The organism is Rhizobium sp. P38BS-XIX, assembly GCF_012641435.1.
Taxonomy (GTDB): Bacteria; Pseudomonadota; Alphaproteobacteria; order Rhizobiales; family Rhizobiaceae; genus Rhizobium.
Window position 1 is genome coordinate 26576 of sequence record NZ_JABAIJ010000006.1, and the last position, 23368, is coordinate 49943.

Sequence of the window (23368 nt, forward strand, 5' to 3'; positions counted from 1 at the left end):
CAGATTGCTAACGCTCCGGTTGCTTTCGAAATTTTGAAAGAACCGATTCTTAACCCTCCTCTGGCAAAGCTATCGCGAGGTTCGGATCAGATTAAAAGTATTGCGTGTTGATCATGGCGGTCTTTCACACAGCAGAGAGGATGCTGCCGTCCGCGTTGCGGAACGCGCTATCGCGATATTTGCGCAAATTTTATGCTCTTCTGACCGCACGTGATGAAAAGACCGCGTCGCAACGCATGGCGTTGACGGCGTTTGCTATCCGGATTGCCGGCGCCGCCCTCGCCTTCCTGTCGCAGATCATTCTCGCGCGGCTGATGGGCAGGTTCGAATACGGCGTCTTCGTCTTCGTCTGGGTGCTGATGATTCTCTTCGGCAATCTTGCCTGCCTCGGCTTCCCAACGGCCATCATCCGCTTCCTGCCGCAATACGATGCCGGAGGCGATCATGCCGCCATACGCGGCTTGAATGCGACGGCGCGCCTGTTCGTCGTTGCGGTTTCCGGCCTGTTGGCTCTGCTCGGCGCCGCTCTGGTCTATGCGTTCCGTGGCACCATCGAACACTATTACGTCATGCCGATCCTTCTCGGGATGATCGCGGTTCCGATGATCGCGCTCGGCGACGTTCTTGACGGCACGGCTCGCGCCAAGCATTGGCCGATCATGGCGCTCAGCCCGACCTTCCTGATCCGCCCGACCCTGATCCTTCTCTTCATGGTCGCAGCGGTGCTTGCCGGTGCGCCGACCAATGCCGTAACCGCCATGACGGCGGCGCTCGCAGGCGCCTTCACCAGCGTTCTCCTGCAATATCTGGTCGTTACGCTGCGCCTCAAACGCCACTATCCGAGCGGGCCGAAGACCTTCGAATTCAAGACCTGGATGGCCGTCGCCTTTCCGATCTTCCTGGTGGAAGGCGTCGGATATCTCATGACCAACTCCGACGTCATCGTCGTCGGCATTTTCCTCGATCCCGACGAGGTCGCCGTTTACTTCGCCGCCGCCAAAACCATGGCTCTGGTGCATTTCGTCTATTTTGCCGTGAAAGCGGCCATCGGGCCACGCTTTGCCGCCATCATTGCCGAAAACGACAGGAGCAAGCTTGCGGCTTTTGCGATCGACGCAACACGCTGGACATTCTTTCCGGCCCTCGCGGTTGGCCTTGCGGTTCTTGCCGCTGGTCAGTTTCTGCTGGCGCTCTTCGGCAGCGCCTTTACGGAAGGCCAGATCGTCATGGGTATCCTGCTGATCGGCATTCTCGTGCGTGCGCTTGTCGGCCCTGCAGAAGTGCTTTTGACGATGGCGAGCAAACAAATTCTCTGCGTCTATCTTTACACTGTCACATTTGCTGCCAATATCGCGCTGGATGTAATTCTCATTCCGCATTTCGGCATAGAGGGGGCCGCGATTGCCGGTGCCGCCGCCCTGATGATAGAAGCGCTTCTTTTGCATGTTGCCGTGCGCAGAGCACTCGGCATCACACTCTTCGCCCTTATTCGCCGCCCGGCGACACCTGCAACGAACGGGGCCACTTAGACCATGACGCGCCCTCCCTATACCGAAACCACCGATAGCCAGGTGAATTCCCTGACGCATACGCTCGCGTCCCTGCATTTCGAGACGCCGAAGGCCGAAGCGCGGGTCGAAGTTGGCAGGGCCGGCCGCGAGCTTTGCCTCTACCCCGGCAAGCTCGGCTATGAGCTGCAGGACGAGCTGGATTTCCTGTCCAACCGGGCCATGGAACCGAATGTCTTCTTTTCGGGCCGCTTCCTGGCGCCGGCAATGCCGCGCCTCGAGGATCGGCAGGTTCGGCTGGCGCTGATGCGCGACAACAATGGCACACGCAGCCGCATGCGACTGCTGATGCCGTTCACCGTCGATAAGCCGGGCTTTGCGATCGGCCCCTCGATCATTCGCGTCTGGTCGAACTCTTTCGGCCCGTTGGGCACGCCGCTCATCGATGCGGAAGATGCGGGCGATACGATCGACAATCTTTTCGACGGACTGGCACGACCGTCCTTACATCTGCCGACCGCCCTCGTTCTGCCGGATGTGCGGCTGAACGGCCGTTTCGCCCAGATGGTCAAGGTCGTCGCCATCGGCCGAAATCTGCCCATCACGGTGGCCAACAAATTCCAGCGCCCGATGCTCCATAGCAGCGAAGACGCGATGAGCTATCTCAAGCGCACGATCTCCAACTCCCATTTGCGCGAAATGCGCCGGCAATGGCGGTTGCTTGAGAGCCAGGGCGATGTCGCCTACAATGTGGCGCGTCAGCCGCGCGACATTCATCTGCGCATGGAAGAATTTCTGACGCTGGAGGCCAGCGGCTGGAAAGGCAAGAAGCGTTCGGCGCTGGTCGCGGACCGTCATCATGCCGCCTTCGCCCGCGAAGCAATCTCCAATCTTGCAGCGGTCGACGCCGTTCGTATTCACACCATCGATCTCAACGGCAAGGCCATCGCGTCGATGATCGTGCTGATGATGGGCGGCGAGGCCTATACCTGGAAAACAGCCTACGCCGAGGCCTATGCCCGCTATTCGCCGGGCAAGCTGCTATTGGCTGAGCTGACGGAATGGCATCTCGACGACGCCAACGTCGTGCGCTCGGATTCCTGCGCCGTGCCGGATCATCCGATCATGAGCCGCTTCTGGCAGGAGCGTGAGGATATGGGCACGCTGATCATCGGCCTGACCCCGAACGGCGACCGCGATGTCCGCCAGATCGCGACGCAACTGCATATGTATCGCAGCACCCGCAACATGGCGAAAATGCTGCGCGAAAAGATCCTGTCGCTTACGAAGCGCTGATCTCCGCTGCCGCCTGCTCACGCAGCAGACGGCGGATCACCTTGCCCGACGTCGTCAGCGGCAACGCATCGACGAATTCGATCTCGCGCGGATATTCATGCATGGAGAGCCGTGTCTTTACCCAATCGCGGATATCCGTCGCCAAAGCCTCACTCGGTTCGCGGCCGGGGACGAGCACGACATAGGCCTTGACGATTTCGGTGCGCACCGGATCGGGCTTGCCGACGGCCGCGGCCAGTTGCACCGCCGGATGTCCGCCCAGACAGTCTTCGATCTCGCTGGGCCCGATGCGGTAGCCGGATGAGGTGATGACGTCGTCATCCCGGCCGACGAAGGAAATATAGCCTTGGGCATCCTGCCAGCCGATATCCCCCGTCAGCAACCAGTCATTGGCGAATTTTGCCTGCGTTGCTTTCTCGTCTCGCCAGTAGTGAAGGAACATCACGGGATCGGGCCGCTTGATCGCGATCTGCCCGCGCTCGCCCAATGCGACCTCGACGCCATCGGCATCGACAACCGCCATCTGATGGCCCGGCACCGGCTTGCCTGTCGCGCCGGGACGGCTAACACCGAAGGCGGCGCTGGAGGACAGCACGAAATTGCACTCGGTCTGGCCGAAGAACTCATTGACGTTGATATCGAGCGCTGAGCGCGCCCATTCGAAGGTCTCGCGACCGAGCGCCTCGCCGGCAGAGCCGATGCTGCGCAGCTTGAGATCGTAGTGAGCACGAGGATTGTCGACGGATTTCAGCAACCGAAGCGCGGTTGGCGGGATGAAGGCATTGCGCACGCCCATCTCGGCCATGATGCGAAACGCGGTATGCGGATCGAACTTCTGCGCCGGGGACGAAACGACGGGCACGCCAAGCATCAAGCTTGGCAGCAGCGCATTCAGCAGCCCGCCTGCCCAGGCCCAGTCCGACGGCGTCCAGAGTTTGTCGCCGGCCTGAGGAAAGCCCTCATGGGCGAACTGCATGCCGGGGATATGCCCCGGCAGGACGCGATGACCATGCAGCGCGCCCTTCGGCGGCCCGGTCGTACCCGATGTGAAGATCATCAAGGCCGGGTCATCCGGACCGGTATCGGCTATCTCGAAAATCGGCGGATGCGCCGCCACCAGATCGGCAAAGCTCGCCACGCCGTCCTCAGCACCGTCGATGCTGATGACTTCAATCAGATCCGGCAGCAGATGACGAATGGGACGCAACCGCTCCAGGCCGAATTGATTGGTGACGATCACGGAGGCGCCCGCGACCTTCAGCCGATATTCGAGCGCCTCGGTACCGAACAGCAGCGCCAGCGGCAGCGCGATCGCCCCCAGCTTGTAGATCGCCACATGTGCCACCACCGTCTCAAAACTTTGCGGCAGCAAGAGCGCGACGCGATCGCCCGACCGCACGCCGAGCGTTGCAAGCGCATGAGCGAAGGACGCCGAGCGATCCCGCATTTCACCATAGGTCATGACGAGATGATTGCCGTCCGGACTGAAGTGCTGAAGACAGATTCGATCGGGCTCGCGTTCGGCCCAGGCATCGCAAACGGCATATCCTATGTTGAATTTCGCCGGAATTTCCCAGCGAAAATCGCGATAGAGGGCCTCATAGGTGTCACGCGGGGGCAATTTCATGCAGAATTCCAGAAATGGTGCAGCGCAGCTAACACCTCCGGCCCGTGTCGTTCAAGGAAACATTTAAGATCACAGTCTTCCCCGGCTGGCGAATTGCCTTATTTATTTAGCAACACTTCGAAACTCTTCACGAACTGATGCAGACATCGGCGGCGTCTTTGCTCCGCTGATCTATTTCCCACGGCGCATCCACTCTGCCTTTCTCCCTTAGACGGAGCGCCCTTGCGCCGGATACTCGAACGGACGGAGAATATCGATGGAATACGTGAAGCTTGGCAGGACAGGTCTTGAGGTCTCGCGCATCTGCCTAGGATGCATGACATATGGCGACCCCGACAAGGGCACGCATGCCTGGTCACTGCGCGAAGAGGAAAGCCGTCCACTGTTGCGCCAAGCGATCGACGCCGGCATCAACTTCCTTGATACCGCCAACACCTATTCGAACGGCTCGTCGGAAGAGATCGTCGGGCGCGCCATTCGGGATTTCGCCCGTCGTGAAGACATCGTGCTCGCCACCAAGGTCTTCAACCGCATGCGTCCCGGGCCGAACGGCGGCGGACTGTCTCGCAAGGCGATCTTCGACGAGATCGACAACAGCCTGCGTCGCCTCGGCACCGACTATGTCGATCTCTATCAGATCCATCGCCTGGACCATACGACACCGATCGAGGAAACGCTGGAGGCGCTCCACGATATCGTCAAGGCCGGCAAGGCCCGTTATATCGGCGCATCCTCGATGTATGCGTGGCAATTCGCCAAGGCGATCTACACCTCCCGCCTCCACGGATGGACGGAGTTCGTCAGCATGCAGGATCACCTGAACCTGCTCTATCGCGAGGAAGAGCGTGAAATGCTGCCCTTCTGCGAGGATCAGAAGATCGCCGTCATCCCCTGGAGTCCACTTGCGCGTGGTCGCCTGACCCGCGATTGGGACGAGGAGACGGCGCGCACCCAGTCCGACGAATTCGGCAAGACGCTCTATACGCAAGCGCTGGAATCAGACCGCAAGATTGTCGATGCCGTCAGCGCCGTGGCCAAGGCACGCGGGATTCCGCGCGCGCAAGTGGCGACCGCCTGGATCCTGCAGAAGAGCGCCGTCACCGCGCCGATCATAGGCGCCTCGAAACCCGGGCACATTGCGGATGCCGTCGCCTCCCTGGAAGTCAAGCTGACGCCGGAGGAAATCGAGACGCTGGAAGCACCCTACATCCCGCACGCCGTCGCCGGATTCAAATGATCGGGATTTGGCTTAGCCGTCCGAAGTTGATCAACCACGTTGCCTGCTTGGCCCCTCTCCCCGCTCGTGGGGAGAGGGGCAACCTCAAACTCTGAGTCTATGCCGCTGCACCCCGGTAAATCGCGCAAAAGTGACTTCACGAACCGGTCACAGTTGGGGCTTAACAGATCGAAGTTCCTTAGCCCCGAGGATGGCAATCCATGATCACAGTTCCCTTCGAAGCGCGGCGCTTTCAATCGACCGCCGCCTATTACCTGCGCTACCGTATTCCTTATCCGGACAAGCTGATTGCGCGTGTTTCCGAGCGCAGCGGTCTGAAGGCCGGCGATCATGTTCTTGATCTCGGCTGCGGCCCTGGTCAGCTTGGTATCGCCTTTGCCCGGCTGCAGGGTGCCGCCGTCACCGCGATGGACCCGGAACCGGAAATGCTTGCCGAGGTCGAAAACGGCGCGAAGGCGGCCGGTGTCGAGATCGATATCCGTCAGGGATCGTCCTACGATCTCGGTGCCGATATCGGCAAACTGCATCTCTGCGTCATGGGCCGCTCCTTCCACTGGATGGACAGGCCGGCGACGCTTGATGCGCTGGATAAGCTGATCCAGCCGGGCGGTGCTGTCGTCCTCTTCCACGACAAGGGCATCCTTGCGGAACCGAACTGGCGTGGTGTTCTCGAGCCGCTGATGGAGACCTATTCGCCCGAGCGGAAAGCGGAGCGGCAGATGCGCAAGAGCAAGGAATGGGCGCCGCATGAAGCGATGCTGCTTGCCTCGCCTTTCCGCAACCTCGAACGCATCAGCATCGTTTCGGAATATACGAGAGACATCGACGAGATCGTCGGCCGCATCTTCTCGATGTCATCGACCTCGCCGCAGGCACTCGGCGACGGGGCTGCGGACTTTGAAGCAGCACTTCGTGCCGAATTGCTGGCAGCCGCGCCCGATGGCAAGTTCAAGGAAATCGTCGAGGCAAACGGCCTGCTGGCATTTCGCGACTGAAGCCCGATAGATTAGCTGTCTTCACTCGGCGGGGGCGTCAGTTCCTGCCGGGTCGCCGCCAGAAACTCCTGGGACAATTCCGGCGTATCCATCGTCCGCGCCAGGATCACGGCGCCGACCATGGCGGAAAGACTGGCAAAAGCCTTGCGCCGACGCTCCTCGGGCGTATCGCCGGGAACGATTTCCTCAAGAACCTCAACCAGCCCCATCAAGCCACCGCTGAAGGTCGATTGCATTTCCGGCCCATGCCGACTGACTTCCTGAGTCAACGATGCGAAGACGCAGCCGGTCGCCTGCTCGACAACGTTGCGATGTGAGAGATAATGAGCAAGCAGCGCCTCCAGCGGCTGCTCCGGCGAGCTCGCCGCCACTTCCTTCCAGCGCACCAGCGAGCGCGCCACCAGTGCCTTGCTCGCCTCGCAGGCAAGTTCGTCCTTCGATTCGAAATGGCCGTAAAAGCCGCCATGCGTCAGACCGGCAGCCTTCATGATATCGGCGACGCCGATGCCGTCAAAACCCTTCTCGCGGAAGAGCTCCCCTGCCACGGAAAGGATCTTTTCGCGGTTCTCGGCGAATTTTTCCCGGCTCACTCTCATCAAAAAACTCCATCAGAGCTTCAATAAATCTGTATTGACAATTTAGATGACGACCATCATCAATACATCACAAACATGATAGCAATCATGTAAATGCCTTTACACAAACGTTCAAGCCGGAAGAGCGGCCTGGCGCTATAAGCAAAAGCGGTAAAATCGTCTTTCGCGGAAAAGCGCTCCCTCGCCTAACCGATCCTGACGCCAAGATATGAAACCTATCGGAACGCACCTATGGTCTCGACTGCTCTTGCTTCGACCCTCGCCCGCCGCAACATCCATTACGGATGGGTGGTCGTCGGCGCCACATTCCTCACCATGCTGGTCACGGCCGGCGCAATGGGCGCTCCAGGCGTCCTGATCAAGCCACTGGAGGACGAATTCGGCTGGAGTACCTCCTCCATTTCGTCGGCGCTTGCCGTTCGTCTTGTGCTCTTCGGCCTGATGGGTCCCTTTGCCGCCGCCTTCATGAACCATTTCGGCATCCGCAAGGTCATTACCTTTGCGCTGGCGACCATCAGTGTCGGCTTCATCGGCTCGCTCTTCATGACGCAGGTCTGGCAGCTGCTTTTATGCTGGGGCATCATTGTCGGCTTCGGCACGGGTCTGACTGCGATGGTGCTGGCGGCGACCGTTTCGACACGCTGGTTCACCAAGCATCGCGGCCTTGTCATCGGCATGCTCTCGGCGAGCTCGGCCACAGGCCAGCTCGTGTTCCTGCCGCTGATGGCCGAGCTGACAACCCAATATGGCTGGCGCGCAACTGTGATTTTCGTCTGCGGCATGATCGTCGTTGCCGCCCTCATCGTGCTGCTTCTGATGCGTGACCGCCCCTCGGACGTCAATCTGCCGCTCGTCGGCGAAATCCACGTCACGCCGCCGCCGGCCGCCACCAAGAACTTGAGGGCCGCTCTCGCTTCGCCGATCTCCGTACTGCGCGAGGCATCCACGACCTCGACCTTCTGGATCCTATTTGCCACCTTCTTTATCTGCGGCCTGTCGACGAACGGATTGATCCAGACGCACTTCGTCACCCTTTGTGGCGATTTCGGCATTGTGCCGGTGGCTGCCGCCAGCGTGCTCGCCGTCATGGGCATTTTCGATTTCTTCGGCACGATCGGCTCCGGCTGGCTCTCCGACCGCTTCGACAATCGCTGGCTGCTCTTCTGGTATTACGGCTTGCGCGGCCTGTCGCTGGTCTACCTGCCCTTCAGCAACTTCACCTTCTATGGCCTGTCGATCTTTGCCGTCTTCTACGGCCTGGATTGGATCGCCACCGTGCCGCCGACCGTCAAGATCGCCGCCGACCGCTTCGGCCGCGAAAAGGCCGGCCTCGTCTTCGGCTGGGTCTTTGCCGGCCACCAGCTGGGTGCAGCCACCGCGGCCTATGGCGCCGGCCTCACCCGCACGGAGCTGAATACCTACCTGCCCGCCTTCTTCGTGGCCGGCGCCTTCTGCCTGCTCGCCGCGATCCTCGCGATCACGCTGCAGAAGTCCGGCTCCACGACCAAAGGCCCGGCGATGGCTCACTAGCTCGAGCTTGAGTGAACAGACAGGCTCATGGCGCTCATCCACGCCATGGGCCTATACCAATTCGGCGACCCCTTATCTGATCTGTCGACTTGGGCATTTCGGCGCTCTTCCGTCTGCTAAACGCCTATTCCTGGTCTCACTACGGGCGACAAGAGACAGATTGCGCCTCCCCCGGACAATGCACGCCAACATTCCGGCCTTCCCCAAATTATACTTGTCAAACATGGGCTTAGAGAGCAATTTCTGACCCACTCCAAAGTCCTGACACTATAATTTTCGCGAGACATCCACTTTCGCCAACAAGGAAGCTGACTTTGCTTTATTCCGAAACTGGGCAGGTTGTGAACGAGCATGGCGGACGGCGTGTATCGGTCCGCAAAGGACAGGCGGGATGGGTGCTCTATGGCCCCTATGTGACCCTGTCTCCAGGGCGCTACAGCGTTGAATTCCCCATCGATGCGGACCCTGCCGTGCCGGCCGAGGAAGTGTGCTGCGATATCGATGTCGTTGCCGGTTTCGGCACCCGGCTCCTCACCCAGAAGCGGCTGACAGGCGCCGATTTGCTGCGATCGGGCAAATCCATCGCCCTGCAATTCGATACGGATGCCGAGGACGTCTTTGAATTTCGCATCGCCTCGACCGGCGCCGGAGCTTTTATCGCGGACGTCAACCGCCCATTGAAGCGCATCGACCTTCAAAGCGGGCAGATATCGGATGTCAACGTCCCCGAAACGACGAATGAATTCTTCAAAACCCATGTGGCCGAATTCAAGCACTTCGAGAAGAACGGCTTTACCTTCGAAGCCACGGCAAGCGACATAATCGCCGATTTTTCCGGCACGCGGTTCCACGTCTACAATGTGGAAGATCTGCAGGTTGTCAGCGAGATTTTCGTCAATAACGAATACAATTTCATAAGCGGCCGCGACAAGATCATCGTCGACATCGGCATGAATGTCGGCCTGGCATCGCTGTTCATGGCAAGAGATCCGACCGTCCGGGAAGTCCATGCATTCGAGCCCTTTTCCCTGCCGCATGCCCGGGCGCTGAAGAACTTCGCGCTCAACCCGCAGATCGCGGCGAAGATCCGGCCCAATCAGTTCGGCCTGGGCGAGAAGGACGAGCAGACGCAGGTCATGGTACGCTCCGACGCGACGATCGGCATTTCCGTCCGGGGAGCCGATACCGGAAAGCCCGAAACGATCCACATCAGGGAAGCTGCCGCTGTGATCGCTCCGCTTGCCGAGCGCGCCAGGAAAGGTGGCATGGACCTTATTATCAAGATGGATTGCGAGGGATCGGAATTCGGGATTTTCGAGGCGCTCGAGCGGCAAGGATTGTTCGGCTCCATCCACGCCATGGTGATCGAGTGGCACAAATGGTGGGCCGAGGGCAAGACGCAGATGACCCTGATCGCGCCGCTGCTCGAGGCGGGCTTCATCGTGCTCGACAAGACCCAGCTCTCCAACCCGCACGCAGGATTGTGCTACGCCATCAGAGCCGCCCGTTAGGCATCGTCAAGACCAGAAACCCCGCCCAGCAGGCCTGGCTTTGGCCTGCGGCAAAACCCGTGGCATCCATCCGCGCCATGGCGCGGATCGCAACCCTGCGGAAACACTCGCAATATCTGCGAAGCCGGCTTGCGCGCCCAGCCGATCACATGCTAGACAGCCGCCTCATCCGTTGCCCCATTGGCGGAATTGGTAGACGCGCTCGACTCAAAATCGAGTTTCGAAAGAAGTGCTGGTTCGACTCCGGCATGGGGCACCACACTATCCATAACCAATTGAATTATATGGCCAATTGTATCCATAATTGACTTTGGCAGTCGGAATGAAACAAATTCCGCACGGCCGAGAGGTGAGAATATCACCTACCATTTGCAGGCCTCTCTTAGAGGCTTGATCTCACTTTCCAAGTTCGCAATGGAATAACTGACCGTTAGCGCGCTCTCGTTGAACGGCATTGCTCGAACAATCAGGCGATTTCCTCCAAATAGTGCTTTGATCAGGGAAATACTCGTTGGACCGCTGAAAAGACCTAGAGCGCTGTGATCCGTCGATTCACGAAGACCTTTCGTGAAAGCTTTTTTGTTGTCCACTCGAAAGGTCACATCGCCATAACCACCGCTTTCGGCCATGAAATGATCGGCAAACTGGAACGTGATTGCGGTTTTCCCCTCCATGCATCGAACAACGAGGGAGGCTTTGCTCGGCGCACGGCCGTATCTGCTGGGAACATCGTCATCTGATTCAAGAAGCAAAAATACGCTCTTCGAGTCGTCGATCTTTGATTTCTCGGTTTCCACCGTCCACTTGGAACTACTTTGGGTCTTGGGCGGTTCAACGCTCGTCTGAACTCGAAAAATAGCGTCGTAGCAGATCAGCCGCTCACCGCCATCTTGCATGGCGGCACACTCCTCCGGCTTTTCCGCAGCTTTTACAGGCGCGGCAAAAGCAAAGGCAGAAACGAGCGCTGTCACAGCCAAGGCAAGCCACCCATTTCGTCGCGATAACAATGGTCTGGATTGATGCGCATCCGTTGGCTCTGCTCCTCGGAATCGAGCAACGACACCTTCATCGCTTCCCCAAGCAATCCCTGCCTTTGAACGTCCCATTCTCCCCACCTTCTGCACACTTGTGATCAATTTTCGCGCGCGAAATTTCTGAATTGTGACCACGAATCAATCTGAGCGCATAGGTTGAATGAAACACAGAAGAATCCCTTTGTAATCATTGCAATGATCATTTCGATCAGCGTCGTTTTCATTGTCGGGAATTCCCCCACCATCACGAAAAATTTTGATTTTGTGCGGCTTCCGTCACTCCGCGACCATTTACAGCCATATTCCTGCCCCCTAAAGGTTTGCAACGCAGCAAAGGGGACCTCATGCTTCGAAGACTTTACGACTGGACCATGTCGCTTGCCGGCCGCAAATCGGCTGAGGTTTGGTTGGCCGTTATCGCCTTCGTCGAAAGCTCCATCTTCCTCGTTCCGGCTGACGTCCTGTTCCTGCCGATGTCGCTTGCCAAGCCCGAACGCGCCTGGCGCTATGCGCTGACGGCGACAGTGGCGTCCGTGCTCGGCGGCATTGCCGGCTGGGCGCTCGGCTATTATGCCTTCGAGGCCATCGCCAAGCCGATCCTCGAATTCTACGGCAAGCTCGATGCTTTCAACCAGATGAGCGCCGGCGTCACCTATGAATGGGTCTTGTTGCTGCTGGTCACATCAGGCCTGGCGCATCTGCCGCCGATCAAGGTCGTTACGATCCTGTCGGGCGTCGCCCATATCAACCTCGTCCTGTTCATCGTCTCGGCCATCGTGGCGCGTGGCGCGCGCTTCTTCCTTCTGGCCTATCTGCTGCGCCGCTACGGCGAATCCATTCGCCACTTCATTGATAAACGCCTCGGCCAGATCACCATGGCTGCCGCCGCCGTTCTCATCATTCTCTACGCCATCTTCCATTTTGCCCTGGCACGCTGACCAAGGAGCCCCGCATGTCCATTGCAACATCCTCGACCTCGTCCCGCGCCGGCCTCGGCTATAGCGTACTGCTGACGATCGGCATGATCATCGTCATCGGCTCGGCGCTCGGCTTCCAGCACATCGGCGGCTACATCCCCTGCGCACTCTGCCTGGAGCAGCGCCAGCCTTATTATTACGGCATTCCGGTCGCGATCGTCGCCGCGCTGACGGCAGCGCTCGGCCTGCCCTCCTGGATCACCCGCGGGCTCCTCATCGTTGCAGGCTTGATGATGGTTGTGGGCGGCGGCATCGGCGTCTATCACGCCGGCGTCGAATGGCATTTCTGGGCAGGTCCCACGACCTGCTCGACGAGCGCCAGCAGCATGACGCAGAATGCCGGCGATCTCCTGAACGAGCTGAGCACCATAAAGGGTCCGTCGTGCACGGAAGCAGCCTTGCGCATCCTCGGCCTCTCCATGGCCGGCTGGAACGTCATAGCCAGCGTCATCCTCGCTGCCATCGCTTTTGTCGGCGCGAAGAAGGCTGCTTGATCGAACTGATATTCGCCAGGCTGTAAGACGCTTGCCGCGGTGATATCTCACCCTCTCCCCGCAAGCGGGGTGAGGGAATAGGCGGGCCCGCCAAAGCGAAGCTCGATCGATTTTCTTGTAGGAATGCCCTTACGGCTGCAGTTCCGAATCCCAGTAGAGATAATCGAGCCAGCTGTCGTGCAGGTAGTTCGGCGGGAAGAGACGGCCGTTATTGTGCAGATCCTGCACCGTCGGCTGGTAAGGCTTCTGCGCCGGGAACATGCCCGCCTGCTTCGGCAGCTTGCTGCCCTTGCGAAGATTGCAGGGCGAACACGCCGCGACCACATTCTCCCAGGTCGTCTCGCCGCCATGCGCACGCGGGATGACGTGGTCGAAAGTCAGGTCGTCGTGCGATCCGCAATACTGGCACTCGAACCGGTCACGCAGGAAGACGTTGAACCGGGTGAAGGCCGGATTGCGGGACGGCTGCACATACGTCTTCAGGCAGACGACGCTCGGCAGCCGCATCGAGAAACTCGGTGACGAAACGCTGTGTTCGTATTCTGCGATGATATTCACACGGTCAAGGAAGACCGCCTTGATCGCGTCCTGCCAGGACCAGAGCGACAAGGGGTAATAACTCAGCGGCCTATAGTCAGCGTTCAGGACGAGCGCCGGCAAGGACTGCGGGGAGACTGCAATCGTCAAGGAACCCTCCTGATCGATTCGGCATCTGCACCTGTATATTAGGCCGGTTGTTACAGGATTGTGAAGTCCAATAAATTCAGTGCATAGCGCCTTGTTCGCGGATGTCCCCGATTAAACTATAGGCAGCGCATCCCGACGCATTTTCACGGCATAGTAAGCCCAGAAAAGCCGGGCGGCGACCGAGCGCCAGGGCGACCAAACCGCGGCTTCCAGGGCTACGGCCTTGGCCAAGGGCCTGACGTCATGGCCGAAAGCCATGCCGACAGCGGCCTGCAGCGCCACGTCCCCGGCCGGAAACACATCTGCGTGACCGCCGCAGAACATCAGATAGACCTCCGCGGTCCAGGCGCCGATTCCCTTGATGGCCATCAGCTCTACGAGCGCCTTGTCGGGTGATTCGGCGCTGAGCGCGTGAAGATCGAGGCTGCCGCCGGCGACGGCCTCGGCCACCCGATGGAGCGTTTCGTGCTTGATTCGCGAGAGGCCGAAGGTTCTCCATGCCTCCGGCTCGAGTGCCACATAGCCACTGGCGGTCACCTCACCCATGCCCGCGATCATCTTTCCCCAGATCGCATCGGCGCTGGCGCGGGAGACAACTTGCGAAACGATGATATGGGCCAGGCCCTCGAAACCCGGCGCGCGCAGCCTCAGCGGCAGGCTGCCGGCCTCTGCGGCAACCGGCCGCAGGCGCGGATCGATCTCAAGCAGAGCGGCCAGCCCCTCTTCGATATCCCGCTCGTCGCGAATGATCTGCATGACGTCTCGTAGTCCCCGGTTAAGATTCGTGGCAGAAGAAAGCATGATCGAGATTCCCCGTCAAAAGCCGAAGTTCCGTTTTGCCCCGAGCCCAAACGGCCCGCTGCATCTCGGCCACGCGCTGTCGGCGATCCTCAACCACGATATGGCGGCGGAAGCAGGCGGCGATTTCCTGCTGCGCATCGAAGACATAGATCAGACGCGCTGCACACCCGATTTCGAAGCGGGGATATTTTCAGACCTCGCCTGGCTCGGCCTTCGCTGGCAGGAGCCGGTGCGCCGGCAGTCCGAGCATTTTGCGGCCTATCAGCAAGCCTTGCAGTCTCTGATCGGGCGTGGCCTCGTCTACCCCGCCTTTCTGACACGCGGCGAGGTCAAGGCGCGCGTTGCCGCCTTCGAGGCTGAAGGCAGATCCTGGCCGCGCGACCCCGATGGCACGCCGCTCTATCCACCCGACGATCGCGAGCGCAGCGAGACCGAACGCCGGCGCCTGTTGGCAACGGACATGAAGCACGCCTGGCGTCTCGACATGGAAAAGGCTCTGGCAACCGCAGGCGGCCCATTGTACTGGGAGGAAAGCGGCGACGGCGAGACAGGCATTGTCCGCACCGATCCGGCTGTGTGGGGCGATGTCGTGCTCTCACGCTCGGATGCGCCCTCCAGCTACCATCTTTCCGTTGTGGTCGATGATGCCGTGCAGAAGATTACCCACGTCGTGCGTGGGCTCGACCTTTTCCACGCCACCTCGATCCATCGTCTGTTACAGACGCTGCTAGATCTGCCGGAACCGCTCTATCATCACCATCGCCTACTGCTCGGCGCCGACGGCAACAAACTTTCCAAAAGCTTGGGCGATACAGGCCTCGCGGAATGGCGACGGCAGGGCCTCTCACCGGTGGAGCTTCGCCGCCGTATCGGTCTCTGACGCGGGGAGCGTCTTTTCCGAGGGCGTCTCCGCCGGGCGATCACCGGTTTTGCCGAAGAGCATGCGCCGCACGCGGAATTTCATCAGCGCCGCATTGATCTCCGCCCCCATGATGAAGATCACGGCCAGCATGTAGAGAAAAATCAGCACGATCATCACCGACGCCAGACCGGCATAGGTGGCGGTGTAGTTGGCGAAGGTCGAGAGATAATAGGCAAAGAGCAGCGCGCCGATCGACCAGCAGATCAAGGTCAGCAGCACGCCCGGAATGACGTCGAGCAGCCGCCTGCGGCCTGCCGCAAGCCACAAATGCAGGATCATCAGCCCCGCCAGAAGCAGAAAGATCGTGCCGTAGATCCGCCAGCTGAAAACGATGTCGAGGATATCGGCAAGCTTCGGCAGCCACTGCCTGGTGTAATTGAGCGCCAGCGGCACGGCGACCAGCAGGATGCTGAGGATGGCAAAGATCAGCACTGCGATCAGCACATAGCCGAGACTGGCGAGGCGGTTGAAATACCACGGCCGGGTCTCAGGCACGCGATAGGCGCGATTGAGGGAGATACGCAGCGCCTCGACACCGTTGGAGGCGAAGTAAGCTGCGGCAAGCACGGAGATCGTCAGAAGGCCGCCGCGAGGGATCGTCAGCACCTGCACAACCTGATCTGCCACCGGCTTGGCGATCGCCTCCGGCCAGGTGTCGAAGATCAGGTGTACGGCGGTCGAGGAAAACTGACTGGCGCCGAGGAAGCTCGCGAGCGCCGTGCCGAAGATCAGAAAGGGAAACACGGCCAACAATGTCGAGAGCGCCACATGACTTGCCATGGCGAACCCGTCATCCTCGATGAAATGGAACACAGCGTCGTAAATTACCTTGTAAGTCGTCCGCAGGCCTGTCGGCATTCCATCTCCGCTCAACGTCGGTATTTCATCCGGCGGTTGTTACCGCTTGTCGATTGTATCGGGTCCCTGAATATGGGAAACGAGTTCCGCTTTGTACAGGAATCATCTTCCCATGACGGAACAACGCATAATCCTGCTAACTGGTTGCTCCTCCGGAATTGGCGCCTATTGCGCCCGGGCTTTGAGGGACGACGGATGGCGTGTTTTTGCGACCGTGCGAAAGGAGGCCGATCTCGCTCCTCTCGCTGCTGATGGCATTGAAGCGCTCCTTCTCGACTACACGCAGCCCGAGACGATTTCCGCCGTCGTCGCAACTTTGCGCGAGCGCACCGGCGACCGTATCGACGCCCTCTTCAACAACGGCGCCTACGGGCAGCCGGGTGCGGTGGAGGATCTGTCGACCGATGTCTTGCGCGTGCAGTTCGAAACGAATTTCTTCGGCTGGCATGAGCTGACGCGCCAGATCCTGCCCCTGATGCGCAAGCAGGGCCATGGCCGCATCGTCAATTGCTCGTCCATTCTCGGGCTTGTCCCCTATCGCTTCCGCGGCGCCTACACCGCCTCGAAATTCGCGCTGGAAGGACTGACGATCACGCTCAGGATGGAGCTGCAGGATAGCGGCATTCATGTCAGCCTCATCGAGCCGGGCCCGATCGCGACCCAGTTCACCGCCAATGCGCTCGCCAAGATCAACGAGCATGTCGACATCGAAGGCTCCGTGCATGCGGTGGAATACCGCAGGCAATTGCGGCGTCTGGACGGCTCAGGACCAATCAACAAGCATAAATTGGGACCCGAAGCGGTCTATGATGTGCTAAAATCGGCTTTGACCGTCAGGAATCCACGCCCGCACTATCTGGTCACGACACCGGCCAAGCAGGGCGTGCTTCTGAAAAGGCTATTGCCGGCTAACCTTTTCTATCGTCTGATGCGCCGGCTGGACTGACGCAGCTCTTGAGGAAACGCAGCAAGCGGTTCCGAAGGGAGTTGCGAAACAATCGTGAAGTTGAGCGGCCAGGGCATTTCGTTGAAAGCCCGGCTGCTTTGAAGACAAGGATGGAGGAGCCATGTCGACCTTTACCTATATCGCCGCCATCATTGTCATGGGACTTGTCGCGATCGTTCTCGTTCGCGGCCTGTTGAACATGATGAAAGGCGACAATCCGAACCTTTCCAATCGGCTGATGCAGCTGCGCGTGCTGCTGCAGGCGGTCGCGGTGATCCTGATCATGCTGACGCTATGGCTGACGGGCGGCGGTCGCCCGGCCTAGAACAATTCCCGGAAAATTGCTTAGCGGTTTCCCCGCCCGGAATTGCTGAAAACAAAGGGATAGAGCGTTTCGTGATCTGACGAAAAGCGGAAGGCCTCTAACCGCAGGAATAAGATGGTCAAGCTCAACAAGATCTATACCAAGACCGGCGACGACGGCACCACGGGCCTTGCCGCCGGCCCAAGACGACTGAAGCATGACCTGCGGGTTGAAAGCTATGGCACGGTCGACGAAACCAATTCCGCAATCGGCGTCGCCCGGCTGCATGTGGCAGATCGGCCCGAACTCGATGCCATGCTGATGCGCATCCAGAACGATCTCTTCGATCTCGGTGCGGATCTTTCGACGCCTGAGACCGACGAGCCGCTGGGCTATGAGCCGCTGCGCATTATCGACCATCAGGTCGAACGTCTCGAACATGATATCGATCGGCTCAACGCCGATCTCGATCCGCTGAAATCATTTGTCCTGCCGGCGGGCAGCGCCGCCTCCGCGCATCTGCACCTCGCCCGCACCATTGCCCGGCGTGCCGAGCGCCTGATGGTGGCGCTGTCACGTGAACAGGGTGAGCGCGTGAGCCTGGCTGCGCTGAAATATATCAACCGGCTCTCCGATTTCCTTTTCGTCGCCGCGCGCCATTCAAACGACAAAGGGCGCGCCGACGTGCTGTGGGTTCCCGGCAAGAATCGCTGATGTCGCAAACCAATCATCGAAGGCATACGTATTGACGTTGACGTAAACGTTATTTATGCCTTTCAAGCAATCTGCCTATCTGCGGCATGGAAGCGTTGTAATTGGGGGAAAAACGCGTATCCATGTCGCCATTCGACAAACGGAGCGGCGCTGAACAGGCCATGTTCTATAGCGCAGTGTTGAAGGAAGGACATCATGAAGATTCTCGTGCCAGTAAAGCGGGTGGTTGACTACAACGTAAAGATCCGGGTTAAGCCGGATGGGACAGGCGTTGAGTTGTCGAACGTGAAGATGTCGATGAACCCGTTCGACGAGATCTCGGTCGAAGAGGCGCTGCGGCTGAAGGAAGCCGGCAAGGCGGAGGAAGTCGTCGTCGTGTCGATCGGACCTGCCAAGGCCGAGGAAACGCTGCGCACGGCGCTCGCCATGGGCGCGGACCGCGCCATTCTGGTCGAGACCGACGATGCCGTCGAGCCGCTCGCCGTCGCCAAGATCCTCAAGGGCGTTGCTGACGCCGAGCAACCTGGCCTCATCATCGTCGGCAAGCAGGCGATCGATGACGACAGCAACCAGACCGGCCAGATGCTGGCAGCCCTCTTGGGCACCGCTCAGGCAACCTTCGCCTCGAAGATCGAGATCGGTGAAGGCAGCGCCAAGGTCACCCGCGAAGTCGATGGCGGCCTGCAGACGATCGAAGTCAAGCTCCCGGCTGTCGTCACGTCGGACCTTCGCCTCAACGAGCCGCGCTATGCCTCGCTGCCGAACATCATGAAGGCCAAGAAGAAGCCGCTCGACAAGAAGTCGCCTGCCGATTTCGGCGTGTCGACCGAGCCGCGTCTGAAGGTCCTGAAGACGGAAGAGCCGTCGGGTCGCAAGGCAGGCGTCAAGGTCAAGTCGGTCGCCGAGCTGGTCGAAAAGCTCAAGACCGAAGCCGGCGTCCTGTAACCCAGTCCGAACGAGGAGTTAGACATCATGGCCATTCTTCTTCTGGCTGATCACGATAATGCCCATCTCTCCGACCAGACCGCCAAGGCGCTGACGGCGGCAACCAAGATCGGCGGCGACATCCATATACTCGTCGCCGGTGCCGGCGCCCAGGCTGCGGCTGGCGAAGCTGCAAAGCTCGCCGGCGTCTCGAAGGTGCTGGTTGCCGAAGACGCAAGTCTTGCCAACAATCTGGCAGAGCCGCTCGCAGCATTGATCGTTTCTCTCGCCGGCTCCTACGACACCATCATCGGTGCTGCGACCTCGGTCGGCAAGAACGTGCTGCCGCGCGTCGCCGCCCTTCTCGATGTCGCCCAGGTCTCGGAAATCATCGAAGTCGTTTCCGCCGACACCTTCAAGCGCCCGATCTACGCCGGCAATGCCATCCAGACGGTACAGTCGACCGACGCCAAGAAGGTCATCACCGTGCGCACCGCCTCCTTCGCCTCCGCTGCCGAAGGCGGTTCGGCTTCGGTCGAGACGGTGTCTGCGGCTGCCAATCCCGGCCTTTCCACGTTCGTCGGCGATGCGCTGTCGTCTTCGGATCGTCCGGAGCTGACGTCCGCCAAGATCATCATCTCGGGCGGTCGTGCGCTTGGCTCTGCCGAAAAGTTCAAGGAAGTCATCCTTCCGGTCGCGGACAAGCTCGGTGCTGCCGTCGGCGCATCGCGCGCTGCCGTCGATGCCGGCTACGCCCCGAACGATTGGCAGGTGGGTCAGACGGGCAAGGTGGTCGCACCACAGCTCTACATCGCCTGCGGCATCTCCGGCGCCATCCAGCATCTGGCCGGCATGAAGGATTCGAAGGTCATCGTCGCGATCAACAAGGACGAGGAAGCCCCGATCTTCCAGATCGCCGACTATGGGCTCGTCGCCGACCTTTTCGAAGCCCTGCCGGAACTTCAAAAGACGCTGTGATCGGTTCGATTGGGTTTCTCGCAGTTGCGAGACACTGGAAAATCGTCTCTTATAGGTCTATCAATCTTTGCCGGGCTAGAAATGGCCCGGCAAATTTGTGGTTAAGAGCATAAGCGCATCGCCAGGAGCGCGCCGGGGAGTTGGCAATGAGTTCGCTGAAGACGATCGGTATTATCGGCGCGGGCCAGATGGGCTGCGGCATCGCCCATGTGTCCGCCATGGCCGGCTATAAGGTTCACATCTACGATCTCTCGCAGGATCGCATCGAAAGCGGCCTTGCAACCATCAACGGCAACCTTGCCCGCCAGGTCGCCTCCGGCAAGACCAGCGACGAAGACCGCAAGGCTGCGCTTGCTCTCATCACCGGGTCGAGCGATCTCAACGATCTCGCTCCGGTCGATCTTGCCATCGAAGCCGCAACCGAAGACGAAAGCGTCAAGCGCAAGATCTATTCCCAGGTCTGCCCGGTTCTGAAGCCGGAAGCGCTGCTGGCCACGAACACGTCGTCGCTGTCGATCACACGCCTCGCCTCCGCCACCGACCGTCCCGAACGCTTCATGGGCATCCACTTCATGAACCCGGTCCCGGTGATGAAGCTGGTGGAACTGGTACGCGGCATCGCCACCGACGAATCGACGTTCTCGACCGCAAAGGCCTATGTGTCCTCGCTGGAAAAGACGATCACCGTTGCCGAAGACTTCCCGGCGTTCATCGTCAACCGCATCCTGCTGCCGATGATCAACGAAGCGATCTATACGCTTTATGAAGGCGTCGGAACCGTCGATGCCATCGACACGGCGATGCGTCTTGGCGCCAATCACCCGATGGGCCCGCTACAGCTTGCGGACTTCATCGGCCTCGACACCTGCCTGTCGATCATGCAGGTGCTGCACGACGGCCTCGCCGACTCCAAGTATCGCCCCTGCCCGCTGCTGGTGAAGTATGTCGAAGCCGGCTGGCTCGGCCGCAAATCCGGCCGCGGTTTCTATGACTACCGCGGCGAAACGCCGGTTCCGACACGGTAATTCTGGATCAACCCGGATCGCTCAAGGCTTCGGTCTTTGACGGTGAAGGTCGGCCTCGCGCCTGCCACGAATGATCACATCTCCTCGCAAGAAGAAAACCCAACGCGCATGCGACCATGAGCGTTGGTGACCATGCAAATTGCCTAGAGCGGTTCAGCTTTTCACGGAATCCTCAAACCGCTCTATTTCTTTGTTATCTAGCAATCCCGGGCGGTAAACCGCTGCGCAGTTTTCCTGGAATTGCTCTAGATGCCTGTCGCCGCCTTCACCAGGGATTTCGCATCCTCGCTGTCCCAAGCGGCCGGACCGTTCATGGCCGACAGCAGGCAGCCCTTGTCGTCGATGAGCAGCGTCACCGGCAGGCCGAAGGCGAGGCCCTGCTTCTTCAGCACATTGAACACGCCCATGGTGTTGTCACGGTAATAGTTGAGCTTGTCGATGGCATATTCCGTGCGGAAAGCCTTCGTCTTTTCATCATCGCCTGTGTCGATGTTGATGGCGACCACCTCGAACTTGTCGCTGCCCGCACTCTTCTCGAGCGTGTTCAAGGCCGGCATTTCCTCGCGGCACGGCACGCACCAGGTCGCCCAGACATTCAAGAGCACGGTCTTGCCGGCGAAGCTGCTGATCGACAGCGGCTGGCCTTCGGCACCCTTGAAGGAAACGTCCTTCAGCGAAATCGGTGCCGGTGGCACGCTCATGGCGGCGACCTGTCCCTTGGTGAAGGGCTTTAAGGCAGCAGCACGATCCCTAGCCGATCCGCATTGATCGGCTGCGGCGGTTTCACCAACGCCATTGCCATACCCCGCCTCCTTCACGTATACCGCTGCCGCGCCGGCAATAACCCCAGCGACGGCGGCAAGCAGAACAAGTTTCATGGACGGCAGACCGAACGGCTTCTTTGCTGTCATTACATTCTCCAGGTGGGCATCTCATGACTGACGGCACGGACACCAAATCCTCCAACCAGATGTGGGGCGGGCGTTTCGCTTCCGGCCCCGCGGCGATCATGGAGGAGATAAATGCCTCGATCGGTTTCGACAAGAAGCTGTTTGCTCAGGATATCCGCGGCTCAATCGCGCATGCAAGCATGCTGGCGCATCAAGGCATCATTTCAACCGAGGATAAAGACAAGATCGTTCACGGCCTGAACACGATCCTGTCAGAGATCGAAAGCGGCAATTTCGAATTCTCGCGCCGTCTCGAAGACATCCATATGAACATCGAGGCGCGGCTTGCAACGCTCATCGGCCCCGCCGCCGGCCGCCTGCATACCGCCCGTTCGCGCAACGACCAGGTGGCGCTCGATTTCCGCCTCTGGGTGAAGGAAGAGCTACAGAAGTGCGAACAGGCGCTGACCGATCTCATCGCGGCCTTCCTTGAGCGCGCGGAAGAGCATGCGGAAACCGTCATGCCGGGCTTTACGCATCTGCAGACGGCGCAGCCGGTCACCTTCGGCCATCATTGCATGGCCTATGTCGAAATGTTCGGCCGCGACCGTTCGCGCGTGCGCCACGCCATCGAACATATGGACGAATCGCCGATCGGCGCAGCGGCTCTCGCCGGCACCGGCTTCCCGATCGATCGCCATATGACCGCGAAAGCACTCGGCTTCCGCGAGCCGACACGGAATTCGATCGACACCGTCTCCGACCGCGATTTCGCACTCGAATTCCTGTCGATCGCGGCGATATCAGGCATGCACTTGTCGCGCCTTGCCGAAGAGATCGTCATCTGGTCGACGCCGCAGTTCGGCTTCGTGCGCCTGTCCGACGCCTTTTCCACCGGCTCCTCGATCATGCCGCAGAAGAAGAACCCCGATGCCGCCGAACTGGTGCGCGCCAAGACCGGGCGCATCAACGGCTCTCTCGTGGCGCTGCTGACCATCATGAAGGGCCTGCCGCTCGCCTACTCCAAGGACATGCAGGAAGACAAGGAACAGGTGTTCGACGCCGCAGAAAGCCTTGAACTCGCCATCGCCGCAATGACCGGCATGGTACGCGACCTGACCATCAATACCGCCCGCATGAAGGCCGCCGCCGGCTCCGGCTATTCCACCGCCACCGACCTTGCCGACTGGCTGGTGCGGGAAGCAGGTCTGCCCTTCCGCGACGCTCATCATGTGACGGGACGCGCCGTGGCGCTTGCCGAAAGCAAGTCCTGCGATCTCGCCCAGCTGTCTCTCGAGGAGCTGCAGGCAATCAACCCTGCCATCACCGACAAGATCTTCGACGTACTCACCGTCGAGGCCTCGGTTGCCAGCCGCAAAAGTTTCGGCGGCACCGCACCTTCGGAGGTGCGCAAGCAGATCGCCTTCTGGCGCGCTCGCAACTGAAAAGACTGACGAAAACGCAAGCAAACAATCGGGGTGCACAAGACGCGGAAACTTCGCTAAGAAGAGTGA

The 23368-nt window shown here is 59.8% G+C and carries 23 protein-coding genes and 1 tRNA gene; 17 read left to right on the top strand and 7 right to left on the bottom strand.

Features of this window, described 5'->3' with window-relative positions; translation table 11 throughout:
* Positions 1-104: 104 nt before the first annotated feature.
* Positions 105-1529 (top strand): lipopolysaccharide biosynthesis protein, encoded by a 1425-nt coding sequence (locus HGP17_RS19545; protein ID WP_348648971.1) that lies wholly within the window; start codon positions 105-107, stop codon positions 1527-1529.
* Positions 1530-1532: 3 nt separating this feature from the next.
* Entirely contained in the window at positions 1533-2804 is a 1272-nt protein-coding gene (locus tag HGP17_RS19550) for a GNAT family N-acetyltransferase (protein WP_168812053.1), read from the top strand.
* Here HGP17_RS19550 and HGP17_RS19555 read toward each other — a convergent pair.
* Positions 2791-4431: an AMP-binding protein gene (locus HGP17_RS19555; protein ID WP_168812055.1), complete on the bottom strand. Its 1641-nt coding sequence runs from the start codon at positions 4429-4431 to the stop codon at positions 2791-2793. The genes HGP17_RS19550 and HGP17_RS19555 overlap by 14 nt on opposite strands.
* A gap of 256 nt (positions 4432-4687) precedes the next feature.
* Here HGP17_RS19555 and HGP17_RS19560 point away from each other — a divergent pair, with 256 nt between their 5' ends.
* Both HGP17_RS19560 and HGP17_RS19565 read left to right on the top strand, forming a co-directional pair.
* On the top strand, positions 4688-5668 hold the full coding sequence (locus tag HGP17_RS19560) for an aldo/keto reductase (protein WP_168812057.1): 981 nt from the start codon (positions 4688-4690) through the stop codon (positions 5666-5668).
* Positions 5669-5868: 200 nt separating this feature from the next.
* Positions 5869-6663: a class I SAM-dependent methyltransferase gene (locus tag HGP17_RS19565; RefSeq protein ID WP_168812059.1), complete on the top strand. Its 795-nt coding sequence runs from the start codon at positions 5869-5871 to the stop codon at positions 6661-6663.
* A gap of 11 nt (positions 6664-6674) precedes the next feature.
* On the opposite strand, the gene HGP17_RS19570 is transcribed toward HGP17_RS19565, so the two are convergent.
* On the bottom strand, positions 6675-7259 hold the full coding sequence (locus tag HGP17_RS19570) for a TetR/AcrR family transcriptional regulator (RefSeq protein WP_168812061.1): 585 nt from the start codon (positions 7257-7259) through the stop codon (positions 6675-6677).
* A gap of 231 nt (positions 7260-7490) precedes the next feature.
* Between HGP17_RS19570 and HGP17_RS19575 the strand changes: the two genes are divergently transcribed.
* The 3 genes from HGP17_RS19575 to HGP17_RS19585 all read left to right on the top strand — a co-directional run bounded on the left by HGP17_RS19575 (position 7491) and on the right by HGP17_RS19585 (position 10559).
* On the top strand, positions 7491-8789 hold the full coding sequence (locus HGP17_RS19575) for an MFS transporter (RefSeq protein ID WP_168812063.1): 1299 nt from the start codon (positions 7491-7493) through the stop codon (positions 8787-8789).
* Between the two features lie 314 nt (positions 8790-9103).
* Positions 9104-10300 carry an FkbM family methyltransferase gene (locus HGP17_RS19580; protein ID WP_168812066.1) on the top strand — a complete coding sequence of 399 codons (1197 nt, stop codon included), beginning with the start codon at positions 9104-9106 and terminating at the stop codon, positions 10298-10300.
* Between the two features lie 174 nt (positions 10301-10474).
* Positions 10475-10559, top strand: a tRNA-Leu gene (locus tag HGP17_RS19585).
* 103 nt (positions 10560-10662) lie between these two features.
* On the opposite strand, the gene HGP17_RS19590 is transcribed toward HGP17_RS19585, so the two are convergent.
* Positions 10663-11406 (bottom strand): type VI secretion system-associated protein TagO, encoded by a 744-nt coding sequence (locus HGP17_RS19590; RefSeq protein ID WP_168812068.1) that lies wholly within the window; start codon positions 11404-11406, stop codon positions 10663-10665.
* A 272-nt stretch (positions 11407-11678) separates the two neighbouring features.
* Here HGP17_RS19590 and HGP17_RS19595 point away from each other — a divergent pair, with 272 nt between their 5' ends.
* The gene (locus HGP17_RS19595) at positions 11679-12272 is read left to right on the top strand and encodes a YqaA family protein (RefSeq protein WP_168812070.1); all 594 of its coding nucleotides are present in this window, start codon (positions 11679-11681) and stop codon (positions 12270-12272) included.
* A 20-nt stretch (positions 12273-12292) separates the two neighbouring features.
* Entirely contained in the window at positions 12293-12805 is a 513-nt protein-coding gene (locus tag HGP17_RS19600; RefSeq protein WP_168812498.1) for a disulfide bond formation protein B, read from the top strand.
* A 129-nt stretch (positions 12806-12934) separates the two neighbouring features.
* Here HGP17_RS19600 and HGP17_RS19605 read toward each other — a convergent pair whose 3' ends face one another.
* Together HGP17_RS19605 and HGP17_RS19610 are read right to left on the bottom strand one after the other, a co-directional pair.
* Entirely contained in the window at positions 12935-13492 is a 558-nt protein-coding gene (locus tag HGP17_RS19605) for an HNH endonuclease (protein WP_168812072.1), read from the bottom strand.
* A 111-nt stretch (positions 13493-13603) separates the two neighbouring features.
* Complete coding sequence (locus HGP17_RS19610; RefSeq protein ID WP_205926050.1) at positions 13604-14293, bottom strand: DNA-3-methyladenine glycosylase; 690 nt, start codon at positions 14291-14293, stop codon at positions 13604-13606.
* Here HGP17_RS19610 and gluQRS point away from each other — a divergent pair.
* Entirely contained in the window at positions 14292-15173 is an 882-nt protein-coding gene (gene gluQRS, locus HGP17_RS19615) for a tRNA glutamyl-Q(34) synthetase GluQRS (protein WP_168812075.1), read from the top strand. The two genes, HGP17_RS19610 and gluQRS, sit on opposite strands and share 2 nt — an antisense overlap.
* On the opposite strand, the gene HGP17_RS19620 is transcribed toward gluQRS, so the two are convergent.
* Positions 15138-16073, bottom strand: coding sequence for a YihY/virulence factor BrkB family protein (locus HGP17_RS19620; RefSeq protein ID WP_168812077.1), 936 nt, complete (start codon positions 16071-16073; stop codon positions 15138-15140). The genes gluQRS and HGP17_RS19620 overlap by 36 nt on opposite strands.
* 112 nt (positions 16074-16185) lie before the next feature.
* On the opposite strand from HGP17_RS19620, the gene HGP17_RS19625 reads away from it, so the two are divergent.
* The 6 genes from HGP17_RS19625 to HGP17_RS19650 all read left to right on the top strand — a co-directional run bounded on the left by HGP17_RS19625 (position 16186) and on the right by HGP17_RS19650 (position 20964).
* A complete protein-coding gene (locus HGP17_RS19625; RefSeq protein WP_168812079.1) occupies positions 16186-17019 on the top strand; it encodes an SDR family oxidoreductase in 834 nt (277 codons plus the stop codon).
* 121 nt (positions 17020-17140) lie between these two features.
* The gene (locus HGP17_RS19630; protein WP_168812081.1) at positions 17141-17344 is read left to right on the top strand and encodes a twin transmembrane helix small protein; all 204 of its coding nucleotides are present in this window, start codon (positions 17141-17143) and stop codon (positions 17342-17344) included.
* Positions 17345-17458: 114 nt separating this feature from the next.
* Entirely contained in the window at positions 17459-18037 is a 579-nt protein-coding gene (locus tag HGP17_RS19635) for a cob(I)yrinic acid a,c-diamide adenosyltransferase (RefSeq protein WP_168812083.1), read from the top strand.
* A 195-nt stretch (positions 18038-18232) separates the two neighbouring features.
* Positions 18233-18982, top strand: coding sequence for an electron transfer flavoprotein subunit beta/FixA family protein (locus HGP17_RS19640; protein WP_168812085.1), 750 nt, complete (start codon positions 18233-18235; stop codon positions 18980-18982).
* 27 nt (positions 18983-19009) lie between these two features.
* Entirely contained in the window at positions 19010-19939 is a 930-nt protein-coding gene (locus HGP17_RS19645) for an electron transfer flavoprotein subunit alpha/FixB family protein (RefSeq protein ID WP_168812087.1), read from the top strand.
* A 146-nt stretch (positions 19940-20085) separates the two neighbouring features.
* On the top strand, positions 20086-20964 hold the full coding sequence (locus HGP17_RS19650; RefSeq protein ID WP_168812089.1) for a 3-hydroxybutyryl-CoA dehydrogenase: 879 nt from the start codon (positions 20086-20088) through the stop codon (positions 20962-20964).
* A gap of 245 nt (positions 20965-21209) precedes the next feature.
* Here HGP17_RS19650 and HGP17_RS19655 read toward each other — a convergent pair whose 3' ends face one another.
* On the bottom strand, positions 21210-21875 hold the full coding sequence (locus tag HGP17_RS19655; RefSeq protein ID WP_168812091.1) for a TlpA disulfide reductase family protein: 666 nt from the start codon (positions 21873-21875) through the stop codon (positions 21210-21212).
* A 23-nt stretch (positions 21876-21898) separates the two neighbouring features.
* Between HGP17_RS19655 and argH the strand changes: the two genes are divergently transcribed.
* Positions 21899-23299 (top strand): argininosuccinate lyase, encoded by a 1401-nt coding sequence (argH, locus tag HGP17_RS19660; protein WP_168812093.1) that lies wholly within the window; start codon positions 21899-21901, stop codon positions 23297-23299.
* Positions 23300-23368: the final 69 nt, after the last annotated feature.